The organism is Halovivax limisalsi, assembly GCF_023093535.1.
Taxonomy (GTDB): Archaea; Halobacteriota; Halobacteria; order Halobacteriales; family Natrialbaceae; genus Halovivax; species Halovivax limisalsi.
The window spans coordinates 2033563-2047382 of the sequence record NZ_CP095757.1 but is presented as its reverse complement, the minus strand read 5'-3'; the positions used below and the strand labels follow the sequence as shown (position 1 = coordinate 2047382).

The following is a 13820-nucleotide window of genomic DNA, read 5'->3' as shown; positions in this document are numbered from 1 at the left end:
ACGGACATGACTACCGTTCCGATCTCCCCTAGCTAAACACGATCGATCCGTCTCACTACCCCGATGGACCATCCCTCGTCCACCGACCGGCCCGACGGCGCGACCCCAGCCCGGTCCTTCTACGACCGGTGGGCCCGTCTCTACGACGTCATTTCCAGATCCACGCCGGGCATCGGCGGCGTGCGCGAACGCGTCGCGGACGCGTGTCGACTCGAGGCGGGCGAGACGGTGGTCGAACTCGGTTGCGGGACGGGTGCGAACCTCCCCTACTTGCAGTCGGCTGTCGGTGAACGCGGGACGGTCGTCGGAATCGACGTCGCGCGCGGCGTGCTCGATCGGGCGGAGCGAGTCGTCGGACAACGGGAGACCGTCCACCTGGTCCGCGGCGACGCGACGCGGCCCCCGGTTCCCGACGGGTCGGTCGACGCCGTCGTCGCGACGTTCGTCGTCGGAATGCTCTCGGACCCGGCAGCGGCCGTCGATCGGTGGTGCGACCTCGTTCGACCGGGCGGGCGGGTCGTCCTCGCGAACGCCGCGTCGTCGGAGCGGTGGTACGCACCCGCGGTGAATCCATTCTTCGACGCGATCGTTCGTCTGTCGACGCCGCCGACCGCGCAGCTTCGGTACGAAACTGACCAGCGCGCGCGACTCGATCGGCGCGTTCGACAGGCCCACGACCGTCTCCGATCGAACGCGAGCGCGACCGTCCGGGCGGACTCGCACTTCGGCGTCGTTCGCCTCACCGGCGGCGTGATCGACTGATCTCCGCCCCGCCAGGGGAATCGGCGAAAATAACGGCGTTTAAGTCGCGGGTCGGACAACCTGCGGGCATGGACGATCGCACCTACACGGCAGACGCCGAGCCCGGCGAGACGGTCACGGTCGCCGGCTGGGTCCACGAGATCCGCGACCTCGGCGGGATCGCCTTCCTGATCCTCCGGGACACGTCCGGACGCATCCAGATCAAGTTCGAGAAGGACGACATGCCCGATGACCTCGTCGAGACGGGCCTCGGGGTCGCTCGAGAGAGCGTCGTCTCGGTCACCGGCGAGGTCGACGAGGAACCGCGCGCGCCGACGGGCGTCGAGATCGTCCCCGAGTCGGTCGACGTGGTCGCCGAGGCCGATCCTGAGCTCCCGCTCGACCCGTCCGGCAAGGTCGACGCCGAACTCTCGACTCGACTCGACAACCGGACGCTCGACCTCCGGAAACCCGAGGTGCAGGCGATCTTCGAGATTCGGGCGACGGTCCTCGAGGCCGTTCGCGATCGATTCCGCGAGCTTCGGGCGACCGAGATCACGACGCCGAAGATCGTCGCGACCGGCACCGAGGGCGGGACGGAGCTGTTCCCGATCACCTACTTCGGCGAGGAGGCCTTCATGAACCAGTCGCCCCAGCTGTTCAAGCAGCTGATCGCCGGCTCGAACGTCGAGCGGGTCTTCGAGATCGGGCCGATCTTCCGCGCGGAGGAGCACAACACGCCGCGACACCTCAACGAGGCGACCTCGATCGACTTCGAGGGCGCGTTCTGCGATCACCACGACGCGATGGACGTCGCGGAGGAAGCCGTCACCGCGGCCTACGAGGCCGTCGCCGAGGAGTGTGCGGATGAACTCGAGACGCTCGGCCTCGCCGAGACGTTCGAGGTTCCCGACGAGGGCTTCCCCCGTCTCTCCTACGAGGAGGCCATCGAACGCATCAACGCGACGGGGGAACTCGACGAGCAGCTCGTCTGGGGTGACGACCTCCCCACGGAGGGCGAGAAGGCCCTCGGGGACGACGTCGGCGGCCACTACTTCGTCACCGACTGGCCCAGCGAGATCAAGCCGTTCTACATCATGGATCACGCGGACGACGAGTCGCTCTCGACCGGCTTCGACCTGATGCACCCGCGCATGGAGCTCGTCTCGGGCGGCCAGCGCGAACACCGCTACGACGAGCTCGTCGCCGGCTTCGAACAGCAGGGCCTCGACCCCGACCAGTTCGAGTACTACACGAAGATGTTCAAGTACGGCATGCCACCGCACGCCGGCTTCGGCCTCGGCGGCGAGCGCCTCATCATGACGCTGCTCGACCTCGACAACATCCGCGAAGCGGTCCTCTTCCCGCGAGATCGCCAGAGACTGAGCCCGTAAGGGCGAAGCCTCCGGGAGCTAGCGAGGCGCGACCAACGGGAGCGCCCTCCGGTATGCCAGTGGGAGCGTAACGACCGAGCGGCGACAACGCATTCGTCGAGAGGGAGTTCGACGGCCCGAAGGTGCGACGGTATTCCCGCGGGGTCGCCAGTTGGTCGCGGTGCGAGGACGATGCGGCGCTACTCGGCCTGTTTCCGAAAGACGAGGACGTACGAGTGGTCGTAACCGTACCCGAAGTGGCCGTCGCGGTCGTACTCGTCCGTACCGGGTTCCCAGGTGATGACGTCCTCGCCGAGAAAGTGAAAGACGTTCGAGACCCGATCGGCCACGTCCCAGGCGAGCGGGGTCACGGCGCCGTCGTGGGTCATGTTCGCAATGTCGATTACCACGTGGGCGCCAGGGATCAGGGCGGGGTCGAGTCGAGTGAAGACCGTCTCCACGTCGTCGAGGTACTCGTCGTAGGAACTTTCGCCAGCGTAATTCTCGAACGGGTTGCGTTCGTCCGACCGCTCCATGAACGGCGGCGAGGTGAAACAGAGATCACAGGCCGGGAGTTGCGAGTAGTCGAACGAGAGGGCATCGCCGCGATGGACGTTCTCAGGGCTGTCGATCCGTTCTCGGGCGGAAGCCACGCGATCGGGTTCGTACTCGATGCCGTAGGGGATCCGGTCAAGTCGTTCGGCCGCGCGGAGCGTGGTTCCGAACCCCGCGAAGACGTCGAGGACGCGGTCGTCCGGCTCCGAGTACGATTCGAGATAGTGGTCCACGAGCGCGTCGGGCGTCCGCAGGTCGTGGTCGAGCGCCTCGGGCGACGGCGTCCGGTGAGCGTACTCGAACCGGTGATACGTCGGCATGGATGGGCCGTGTCACCGATCGACCAATATCGTTCTGGTCCGCAGCCAGTGCCGAGTCCCCGGGGCCAGCGACGGTCCGGTCGCGACGAAGCCGCGGCAGGGGGAGCCCGCGTCGAGGGTCAGTCCTCGGCTGGTGCCGGCGTCGTCTCGGGCGCGCTCGTCTCGAACTCGTCGAGCCGTTCCTGTAGCGTGCCGGCGCGGCCGGCGAGTTCGCTCGCGCTCTCGGTCACCTGCGAGATCGCCGTCGTCTGCTCTTCGGCCGCGGCGGCGGCCGTCGCCGCCTCGTCGGCCACCTGTTCGCTCAGCGCCTCGGCCTCGTCGACGAGTTCGATTACGTTCTCGATCGCGGCGGTCTGCTGCTGGCTCGCGGCGCTGATCTCGCGCGTGCCGTCGCGAGTGTCATCGGCGTGGTCCGCGATCTCGTCGAGCGCGTCGATCGCGTCCGCGACGGCGTCGGCGTTGCGGGCCACCTCCTCGCGCGTGCGCCGGACCTCGTCCGCGGTTCGGTCGGTCTGGGCGCCGATCTCCTCGACCAGTTCGTCGATTTCTGCGGCGGAGTCCTGAACGTCAGTGGCCAGTTCCTTGACTTCCTCGGCGACCGCCGAGAAGCCCTCGTCGCCCGCACCGCTGCGCGAGGCCTCGATGTTGGCGTTGAGCGCGAGCATGTTGGTCTGCTTTGCGACCTGCTGGATGGAGTCGGTGATCGCCTCGATCTCGACGATCTGCGACTGGAGCTGTTCGATCTCCGCGACCGCGGATTCGGCGTCGTCGTCGATCGCGTTCAGCGCGCTGACGGCGTCGGCCGCCGCGTCGCGTCCCTCGTCGCCGGCGGTCGCGGTCCGTTCGGCGATCTCCGACACCTCGGACGCCAGCGAGGCGATCTCCTCGGTCGTCGCGGAGAGGCCCTCCATGCGGTCGAGGACGGTGCCGAACGTCCCGTGTTGCTCGTCGGTCCGCGTCGAGATGCCCTGGACCGACTCCGTGACGCGCTGGCTGGCCGACTGCACCTCCTCGGTGCTCGCGGTCACCTCCTCGCTGTGGCTGGCGACCTCGTCGGCGAAGCGCTTGAGTTCGACCGTCGTCGCCTCGATCTCGCGCATCATCTCGTTGTACTCCGCGGCGATCTCCTCCATCGCGTCGTTCTCGCTGGTTTCGTCGAGGCGGGCGGTGAGGTCGCCCGCTGCCGCCGCGGCCATCACCTCGCTGAAGGATTCGGCTTTCGTCTGGAGGTGATCTGCGAGCTGGGCCAGCTCTTCGCCGCGCGCTTCGGCGCGCTCGCGTTCGTCCTCGACGGCCTCGAGCGAGTCCTTCAGCGAGTCGCGCATGGTGTCGAACGCGTGGTAGAGCTGGCCGATCTCGTCGCGACGGCGGGTTTCGAGTTCGGCGTCGAGATTGCCGGACTCGAGCTCCGCCGCGCGCTCGGCGAGGTCGCGCAGCGACCGACTGGTGTTCCGACCGACCACGACACCGATCAGTCCGAGCCCGAGGACCGACACGAGGATCAATCCGAGGACCGACCGCGAGACGGTGGATTGGAGCGCGAAGGCCTCGGATCGCTCCTCGTGTGCCATGACGTACCAGTCCGCCCCGGGAACCCTGGCGTACCCCATCGACATGACGCCGTCCGTGCCGCTCCAGTCGACGGTATCAGCCGAGAGCAAGAGGGGGTTGATCGCTTCCAGGCTGTCCCGGTACGCGCTCGGGGAACTCCCCGGCGCGTAGTAGGTCGTCCCATCGTCGCCCTCGACCTCGTGGACGGTCCCACCCAGCCCCCGGTTGCGCGACACGCGTTCGGCGTCCTCGCGATCGGCGAAGGCGGCGTACCCCTCGTCGGTCCGGATCGGCTCCTCGCCCAGATCCATCTCGACGTAGCCGGCGGCCTGTGCGAAGTCGTCGCTCGCGAGGTGCTGTTCGTCGACCTTGCCGATCCGTCCCGAATCGCCGCTCATGACGACGATCCCTTCCTCCGTGATGACGTGGAGGTTCGCCGCATCCTCGTCGGTAACGTCGTTGAGACGTTCGGAGAGCGCGACCATGTCGAGCAGGACGACGATGCGGGTGTTCTCGTCGAGGTCCATCGTGATCGCGCCGGCGGTGGTGTCGAGGGCTTCGTCCTCGAACGGGCCGATCATCTGCGGTCGTCGGGGCTGATAGTCCAGTTGCATCCACGGCTCACCCGAGACGTCGCGGTCGATCCCGTCTGCCGTGCTCACCGAGATCACCCCGCCCTGCCTGTCGACGAGGTGGATGGCGGCGACCGAATCGTCCATCGTATCGAGTTGCTGGTCGAAGAACGAGCGGATCGTCTCCGGGTCGCCGCTCCTGACGGCGCTGCTCTGGGCGATGAGGGCCGTCTGGCGTTGGTTCGCGGCCACGCCCTCGTAGATCGTCTCGGCCTGCAACTGCGCGGTCTGTTGGAGGTTTCGTTCCGTGTCGTCTTCGAGAGCATCACCGGTCTGTACGTAGATCAACCCCCCGATACCGCCGACGAGGATGCCGACGATCAGTAATAACAGGACGAGTTTGACAGTGAATCGACTCCGAATGCCGGCCAGTGGTGAGACGTCGAGGACACCCATGCGAGGTCGTTCACCCATTACGATGCGGGATAAATATAGGATTCGACCGATATATCCACGCAAATTACAGAGTAAATATATCCTTCTGGACGCCGTACCGACACGAACACCCGATTCGACCGGGTGGAAATCGGTAGCGAGCGTGCGAATGATACGGACGGGCGGTGGACGACCTGGCGGGTGATCGGTCGATCGAGTCGTGCGATGGTGCGCACGGACCGCGGCAGGTTCGACGGACCGACGACGGTGCCACCGACCGACGCCCTCGAGTGCGCGTTCGGCGAGCTGATGGCACGTTCGGCGTGGTCGACCGCGATGGGATCGCCGCTCGATCGGACGGAGAATATACACCGTTATGCCCCTCCCGCGGAAAGTGCGCCCCAATGCCCGCAGCGCGCACCGCGTTCGTCCCCGGACACATCACCGGCTTCTTCAGCACGCACCCGGACGACGATCCCACCAGAGCCGGGTCGCGCGGGGCCGGACTGACGCTCACCGACGGGGTGACGACGACGGTCACTCGCGCATCGGAAACGTCGATTTCGCTGAACGGGCAGCCGATCGACGTCGAACCCGTCAGGACGGTCCTCGACGCCCTGCGAGCGACGGCGCGCGTCGAGGCCGAGTCCGATCTGCCCGTGGGCGCCGGTTTCGGGGTCTCCGGGGCGCTTGCGCTCGGAACGGCGCTCGCGGCCAACGGCGCGTTCGACCGGCGGCTGTCCACGAACGAACTGGTGACGATCGCCCACGGCGCAGAAGTGCAGGCCGGAACGGGGCTCGGCGACGTCGTTGCGCAGGCCCGCGGCGGCGTGCCGATCCGGCTGGAACCCGGCGCGCCGCCCCACGGCGCGCTCGATAGCGTCCCCCAACGCGCGCGCATCGAATATTGCTCGTTCGGGGAGCGATCCACGGAAGACGTGCTGGCGGGCGATACGGGTTCACTGGACGAAGCGGGCCGAATCGCCCTCTCCCGGATCGTGGAGGAACCCACGCTCGGGTCGTTACTGTACGCCTCACGCCACTTCGCCCGCGAGGCCGGCCTCCTGAGCGAACCGGTCGAAGAAGCGATCCGGGCGGTCTCGGAGGCCGACGGGCAGGCGGCGATGGCGATGCTCGGAAACACCGTCTTCGCGCTGGGGTCGGGACTCTCGGACGCCGGATACGACGCTGCCGCGTGCACCACGCACCCGGCGGGCGCGATGCTGAAGTAACCGAGCCGGTCTGACCCGGCGAGCGGTCTATCGATTCGACGACACTTCCCCTCCCCGGCTCGACCTCGACCGGCCGTTCGCGACCGGCCGTCGTCGATCGTCGCCAACCGGGCGATCGGTCGGCGACGGGCTCCCGGTCGCGCTCCCGTCGGCCGGTTCGAGCGGGCGTTCAAGCAGACCCAGATCGGTCGGCGATCCTGTTCTTACATCGATACATAGCCAATAATTTATTAAGCTTCATTGGAGTTATCCGTTCGACTTCCAATGGCATCACCCGGGAATTTCAACGATACGCTGTACCGACTCTACGAACACTACGTCGGCGAACCGGAATCGAGCAAGGACGTCTACGGCTACTGGGTCTTCATTCTCGGCTGCCTCATCGCGTTCGTCGGCCTGGTGGCGTTTCTGGTCATGTACGGCGGCGGCGCGATGGAGACTGATTACATCAAGGTCGCCGGCATTCTCGGGATGATCGCGCTGACGCTCTGTCTGTTCGGGATCGTCCTGATGCTACCCGTCCGGAAACGGGGAATACAGGCGAGCGTGCTGGGGATGCTTATCGCGTTCGCCGGCGTCTCGTCGTTCGGCATCGTCTACCCCGACGACTGGCGCATGTACGGCGGCGACTACACCATCCCAGTGATCACGACCTACGCCGCCGGGATCGCCGTTCTGGCCGGCATCACCGCCCTGATCCCGGCGATCACCGGCCAGAAGGGCAAGTACGTGGCGGAGGAAGGCGCCACCGAGGATCCGCCGGTGCTGACCGGCGACGCCCTCGACGGCGCCCAGTTCGCCGCGTTCAGGGACGAGGACGGCGACTGGCAGTGGCGCATCCTCCACCTCGAGGCGCTGGCCGCGAGCATGGAGGGATCGCTCACGCGGCCCGACGCCGAGGCGGACATCGAGGCGGTCAAATCCGAGATCGGGTCGGCCGGCCTGATGGAACTCACCACGTCGGCGTTCAGGCTCTACGAGACGGCCGACGGCGAGTGGCAGTGGACGCTCGTCCGCGAGGACGGGAGCGTCGTCGCGCGCTGCGGGGACGCGTTCGCGGACAGGGACGGCGCCGAGGAGGCCGTGAGCTTCCTCAAGGATCGCGGGCCCGTCGCCGACGTCATCGAGATCGAGGACGCCGCGTTCAACTACTACGAGGAGCGCGATCGCTGGCACTGGCAATTGCTCGACGACGAGCGGCGGGCCCTCGCCGTCTCGCCGACCGATTACGGGAGCAAGGCCGACGCCGAAGCGGGCGCGTCGTCGTTCGTCGAGGACTTCGAGGACGCCGGGTTGCTCTCGATGGACGAAGTCGGGATCGAATTGCTCGACACGCACGAGGGGTGGACCTGGCGCGTCGTCGATACGGACGACGTCGAACTCGCGACGGCGGAAGACGCTTACGATTCGCGTCGCGATGCAGAGGCGGCGGTCGAAGCGTTGTTGCCGGCCCTGGAGGAGGCCGCCGTCACCGTCGCCGGCGAACCGACGTACGAACTGTTCACCGCGGGCCACGAGTGGCGCTGGCGACTCGTCGGCCGGAACGAACGAGTCGTCGCCAGAAATCCGAACACGGCCGGCACGTACCAGGAGATCGAGGAGACGACGGATCGCTTCGCCGAGAACGTCGAGGACGCGGACGTCTTCGAGATCGACGGGGCGCGATACGAGCGCTACCGGATCGGCGAGGACTGGCGCTGGCGACTCGTCACCGAGGATCGCTCGGTGATCGCCGCGAGCACGGAACCCCACCAGTCGGCCGACGCCGCCCAGGCCGCGATCGAGCGGATGCGCGAACAGGCCGACGAGGCCGACCTCATCGAGTTCGAACAGTCGGCCTTCCAGGTCTACGAGGCCGACCAGGGCGAATGGCGCTGGCGGCTGATCGACGAGGACGGCAACGTCCTGGCCGACAGCGGGGCCGAACACGGGTCGAAGAGCGAAGCGGCGGAGGCGATGATGACGCTGAAAGAACAGGCGCCCAACGCGGAGCTCCTCGAGATCGAGACCGCCGCGTTCGAACTGTTCGTCGACGACGGCGACTGGGGCTGGCGACTCATCGACGACGGCGGCAAGCTGATCGCGGAGGACCCGGGCTCGCACCCGACCCGCGGCGCCGCGCGCCAGGCGATGGACCAGCTCGTCGAGAACCTCGACACGGAGAGCCGGACGATGGAAGCCGCCGCGTTCCAGACGTACGTCTCCGGCGACGACTGGAACTGGCGGTTCGTGCTCCCCGACGGGACCGTCGTGGCCGAGAACGAGGAGGCCGCCTCGACCAGGGATCAGATCGAATCGGAGATCGAACGGATCCGGGCGGTGGCCTCGAGCGCCGGTCGCTCCCGCATCGGCGACGTGTTCGTCCAGATCTACGGCAGCGACGCCTGGCGATTCCGACTGCTCGACCGCGACCGGACGCCGGTGGCGACCGGGGCGGACACCTACGACGACCGCGACGCGGTCCACGAGGCGGTCGACGAACTCACGTCGGCGGCCAGCGAGGCGCCGATCTTCCAGATCGAGGACGCGGTGATCCGGCTCACCAACGGCTCGGGCTGGTCCTGGGAACTGATCGACAGCGACCGGACGGTCCTCGGGCGCTCCGGTATCACCGCAGAGAGTCGGGAGACGGCGACCGAGCTCATCGACGAGTTGCGACACCTCGCCCCGCTGGCCGGTCGCGTCGACTTCGACGTCGCCTCCTACGAACTGGTCTCCCGCGAGTCGGGCTGGAGCTGGCGCCTCATCGACGAGAACGGGGCCGTCGTCGCGGAGTGTGCCGAGCTGTTCGAGACCACCGACGGCGCACGTTCCTCGATCGAGGACACGCGCGACCTCATCCCCAGCGCGAGCATCCTCGAGATCGACGGGGTCTCGTTCGAGCTCCACGACAGCGGCGACGGCTGGGTCTGGCGACTGGTCGACGAGCACGGCGAGACCATGTCCGAGAGCACGAAGTCCTACCAGCACCGCACCGACGCCCGCGAGGCCATGACCGCGGTCAAGGTCCACGCCCCCGACGGCTGGATCGAGTTCACCGAGTGAGCGCGCCGCGCGAAACGCGTCACTTTTTTAGGCCGAACGCGAATCGGTCGGCCGTGAGCGACTACGAGAGCGTTCCCGCCGAGGTCGACCGCGAGACGGAGATCCCGGCGGACCACCCCCGGTACGAGGACCTCGTCTCGCGCCACCGGATCGAGGCGGGCGTCGAGCAGGGAATCACGCACCTCCAGGGGATGCACGCGGAGGGGCGCGGCAGCGCGTTCGACTACCTCCTCGGCGAGGAGACGATCCCGACGGCGGACGATGCCGAACGGGCGGCCGCCGCCCAGCTGTTGCTGGCCGACCACCCCGTCCTCTCGGTCAACGGGAACGTCGCGGCGCTGGTCCCCGGCGAGATCGTCGAGTTGGCGGACGCGACCGGGGCGAAGATCGAGGTGAACCTGTTCAACCGGACGCCCGAGCGGATGCGACGCATCGCCGACCACCTCCGGGGCCACGGGGCCGATGAGGTTCTAGGCCTCGAAGCGGACGCGCGCATCCCCGGGCTCGACCACGAACGGCGAAAGGTCGACGCCGACGGCATCGCGGCCGCGGACGTGGTACTCGTCCCGCTGGAAGACGGCGATCGCGCCGAAGCGCTCGCCGAACTCGATAAGACCGAGATCGTCGTCGACCTCAATCCGCTCTCGCGCTCGCCGCAGGTCGCCGCGATCCCGATCGTCGACAACATCATCCGGGCGATTCCGAATATGACCGATCACGCGCGCGATCTCGGTGGCGCCGATCGGGCGACGCTGCGGGAGATTGTAGATTCGTTCGACCGGGAGGAGGCTCTGGCCGCCGCGGAGAAACGAATTCGGTCGGGCGACCTCGCCGGCGAGTGAGACCGATTCGGGCCGACCCACTCCGAGGGGTTGCAGTCTCGATGCCACGCGAGTGGGTTCGAGCTGCGACAGTTGGTCTCCCGTTGTCCGGTCTGTGAATACCAGACAGCGGTGCGCGACGGCGGCCAACCCCGTTCGACAACCGGCGAGCGAGAGCGATCGGCGGCCGAACCGAGCCGGCGAAGCGGTCCGATCGTCGAATTGGTTCGGAAAACCCGTCACGATACCCTTTTCACTACCGGAGAATAACACCCGGTTGTATGAGCGACTTCGAACAGTTCAGCGACGTCGGCGAAGCGGACGTAACGCGCGCGATCGGACAGGAGTGGACCGAGGAGTTCATGGACTTCTCGGACTCGGACGTCATCGTCATCGGCGGCGGGCCGTCGGGGCTGACGGCCGCGAAGGAACTCTCCGAGCGCGGCGTGAAGACGATGGTCGTCGAGAAGAACAACTACCTCGGCGGCGGCTTCTGGCTCGGCGGCTTCCTGATGAACAAGGTCACCGTCCGGGACCCGGCCCAGCGCATCCTCGACGAGCTCGACGTCGATTACAAGCGATCGCAGGACAGCGAGGGGCTGTACGTCGCCAACGGGCCGGAGGCCTGTTCCGGCCTCATCAAGGCCGCCTGCGACGCGGGCGCGAAGATGCAGAACATGACGGAGTTCACCGACATCGTCATCCGCGAGGACCACCGCGTCGGCGGCATCGTCATGAACTGGACGCCCGTCCACGCCCTGCCCCGCGAGATTACCTGCGTCGACCCGATCGCGGTCGAGGCGGACCTCGTCATCGACGCGACGGGCCACGACGCGATGGCAGTCAAGAAACTCGACGAACGCGGCGTCCTCGACGCTCCCGGCATCGGCGAGGCCGAGGCGGCGGCGACGGGCATGGACCAGACCGGCGACGACAGCTACGGCGCCCCCGGCCACGACTCGCCCGGGCACGACTCGATGTGGGTCGGCAAGAGCGAGGACGCCGTCGTCGAGCATACCGGGCTCGTCCACGACGGCCTGATCGCGACCGGGATGGCCACGGCGACGACCTACGGCCTGCCGCGCATGGGCCCGACCTTCGGCGCCATGCTCGTCTCGGGCAAGCGCGCCGCCCAGGAGGCGATCGACGAACTCGGCGTCGACGCAGAGCCGGTCGACATAACCAGCCGCGCGACGCCCGCCGACGACTGATCGATCAGCCAGCCTGCCGAGTTCGGTCTCCGCTCCGGCGTCGGTGATCGACCACCCGCCGGGGTCGCCGATGCGAAACTGATCGAGAAGCTACCGCGAATTCCGACTCGGGCAGCGTACGTACGGACCAATAGACCGGGTAGTCTCCGGTTCCCTGCGGTTCGATGGGGATTACTGCGTTCCGTCTTCGGTGATCGAGACGGAATACTCGCCCCAGCCCTCGGCCGCGTAGACCATGATGCCGACGTCGGTCGTGCCGGAGAGGCTCCCCGAGACGGATTCGGTGGCCCCGGAGCCGGCCGATCGATCGTCGTAGTCCTCGCGGGTCGGCGTGCGCCCGTCGTAGGTGACGTACAGATCGAAGTCGGCGAAACCAGGTCCGTCGAGTTCGACCGTCACGCCGCACGGGCTGGCCGTCTGGGTTGCGTACGTGTGCACCTGCTCCTCGTTCCACCACGCGAGGTGGCCGTCGGCTGAGCCCGTCGCGGAATCGGCGCCGCAGTCCTCGCCCTCCTCGACCATGACCGTCTGCGTGGTCGAGTCGGTCGCGCCCGCGTCGTCGGTCACGGTGAGTTCGGCGGTGTACTCGCCGGCGGCGCTATAGGAGTGGGTGTCGGTCTCGCCGCTTCCCGTCGATCCGTCGCCGAAGTCCCACTCGTAGCTCGTGATCGACCCGTCGGGGTCGCTCGAGGCGCTCGCGTCGAAGGTGATCGTCTCGTCGACCGCGGGGTCGGTCGGGGAGATGTCGAAGCCCGCAGAGGGTGGCTGGTTACCGCCTTCGCCGTCGTCGTTCTCCCAGCTGTACTGGTTGGCCAGCGTCGTACACTCGGTCGGGGTGAGGACTTCCGTAGCGTTCGGTTCCTCGCGACCGCACTGGCCCGCAGCGGCGTGTCCGTCCTCCACGTATCCCGCGGTCATGGGCGAAATCTCAGCGCCTTCGAACACCTTCCCCAGACTGTGTTCGTAGTCCTGGGCGTAGCCCATCTCCCGGACTTCCGGGAGGCTGCTGTTGATGAAGTTGTGGAGCACCTCCTGGGAGAAGACGAACCCCTCCAGCATGGAGACACAGACCATCGGCTCGATCCACGCGTGGCCGGACCCTTCGGCGATGCCGCCGTATCCTTCGGCGCCCAACAGGTGCGAGCCGGGCCCCTGGAACGCGTCGTTTTGCTGCAGCCACTGCCGCCAGGGTTGAATCATATCGTATATCGAACCGGCCTGGATGTTCGGGTTCTCGTCCATGATCTGGACGTCGAACGCCGGAATCGTGGAATCGGCGACGATCATGTCGAGCGTCTCCTGAAGTCCGTTTGCCGGCGTTTCGACGTCGAGTCCCGACGTGTTCGCGTAGACGTAGACGTTGAACGCGTCCGTCATTGGGACTCACCCCCGGCGAACCCGAAGCTATCGAAGTGGGTTTGCGTCAAACGCACCTCGTCGGGATAGGCGACGACGTCGAGGATCCGATTGGAATCGCCGAGTCCGGCCTCGATCGAGATCGAATCGTACCGATCGTCCGCGTCCGAAATCGCGAGGGTCGCGCTGCCGGTCTCGCCGACGGTCTGGACGATCGTCGACTCGAAGACCGATCCGATCGAGTCGATGGTCGTCGATTCCATCGGCGCGAGGGAAACCGCCGTTCGATCAGTTTGCAGACCGGCCCCAGACGTCGTTGTCCCGAGCCTGAGTTCGAGCGTCCGCGCCCGATTACTCAGATTCGACAGCATGACGTCCGGCAGCGAAGCCGGCGTCGCGGTCGTTTCGTTCGCACCCGCGCCGACGCTGACGAACGGAACGAGGCCGGCCGCACCGGCCGCCCGAAGGACGGTTCGGCGTTCTATCGGCGAATTACTCTCGACCGGGTCGCTAGTGTGATCGTGACTGTCACCCATGGAAGAACGCACGCACGCATTATATTTCAGTATTTCTTAGTCTGAGAAATATATGCCTGTATTATAATTAAG

General features: G+C 67.0%; 10 protein-coding genes. 6 read left to right on the top strand and 4 right to left on the bottom strand.

From position 1 onward, the window contains the following. Positions 1-63 precede the first annotated feature (63 nt). Positions 64-762 carry a class I SAM-dependent methyltransferase gene (locus MXA07_RS09345; protein ID WP_247728337.1) on the top strand — a complete coding sequence of 233 codons (699 nt, stop codon included), beginning with the start codon at positions 64-66 and terminating at the stop codon, positions 760-762. A gap of 68 nt (positions 763-830) precedes the next feature. Further along, positions 831-2135 (top strand): aspartate--tRNA(Asn) ligase, encoded by a 1305-nt coding sequence (gene aspS / locus MXA07_RS09340; protein WP_247728336.1) that lies wholly within the window; start codon positions 831-833, stop codon positions 2133-2135. A 179-nt stretch (positions 2136-2314) separates the two neighbouring features. On the opposite strand, the gene MXA07_RS09335 is transcribed toward aspS, so the two are convergent. Further along, the gene (locus MXA07_RS09335; RefSeq protein WP_247728335.1) at positions 2315-2989 is read right to left on the bottom strand and encodes a DNA methyltransferase; all 675 of its coding nucleotides are present in this window, start codon (positions 2987-2989) and stop codon (positions 2315-2317) included. 119 nt (positions 2990-3108) lie between these two features. Beyond that, complete coding sequence (locus tag MXA07_RS09330; protein WP_247728334.1) at positions 3109-5568, bottom strand: methyl-accepting chemotaxis protein; 2460 nt, start codon at positions 5566-5568, stop codon at positions 3109-3111. A 383-nt stretch (positions 5569-5951) separates the two neighbouring features. Between MXA07_RS09330 and MXA07_RS09325 the strand changes: the two genes are divergently transcribed. The 4 genes from MXA07_RS09325 to MXA07_RS09310 all read left to right on the top strand — a co-directional run bounded on the left by MXA07_RS09325 (position 5952) and on the right by MXA07_RS09310 (position 11856). Continuing rightward, on the top strand, positions 5952-6779 hold the full coding sequence (locus MXA07_RS09325; protein ID WP_247728333.1) for a pantoate kinase: 828 nt from the start codon (positions 5952-5954) through the stop codon (positions 6777-6779). Positions 6780-7043: 264 nt separating this feature from the next. Continuing rightward, positions 7044-9824 carry a YegP family protein gene (locus tag MXA07_RS09320; protein ID WP_247728332.1) on the top strand — a complete coding sequence of 927 codons (2781 nt, stop codon included), beginning with the start codon at positions 7044-7046 and terminating at the stop codon, positions 9822-9824. Positions 9825-9877: 53 nt separating this feature from the next. Beyond that, positions 9878-10666: a 4-phosphopantoate--beta-alanine ligase gene (locus tag MXA07_RS09315; RefSeq protein WP_247728331.1), complete on the top strand. Its 789-nt coding sequence runs from the start codon at positions 9878-9880 to the stop codon at positions 10664-10666. A gap of 260 nt (positions 10667-10926) precedes the next feature. Continuing rightward, positions 10927-11856, top strand: a complete 930-nt coding sequence (locus MXA07_RS09310; RefSeq protein WP_247728330.1) for a sulfide-dependent adenosine diphosphate thiazole synthase — start codon at positions 10927-10929, stop codon at positions 11854-11856. A 171-nt stretch (positions 11857-12027) separates the two neighbouring features. Here the strand turns inward: MXA07_RS09310 and MXA07_RS09305 are convergent, their stop codons facing one another. Together MXA07_RS09305 and MXA07_RS09300 are read right to left on the bottom strand one after the other, a co-directional pair. Beyond that, positions 12028-13233 carry a PKD domain-containing protein gene (locus MXA07_RS09305; protein ID WP_247728329.1) on the bottom strand — a complete coding sequence of 402 codons (1206 nt, stop codon included), beginning with the start codon at positions 13231-13233 and terminating at the stop codon, positions 12028-12030. Beyond that, positions 13230-13748 carry a hypothetical protein gene (locus MXA07_RS09300; RefSeq protein ID WP_247728328.1) on the bottom strand — a complete coding sequence of 173 codons (519 nt, stop codon included), beginning with the start codon at positions 13746-13748 and terminating at the stop codon, positions 13230-13232. The genes MXA07_RS09305 and MXA07_RS09300 overlap by 4 nt, the downstream gene beginning before the upstream one ends. Positions 13749-13820: the final 72 nt, after the last annotated feature.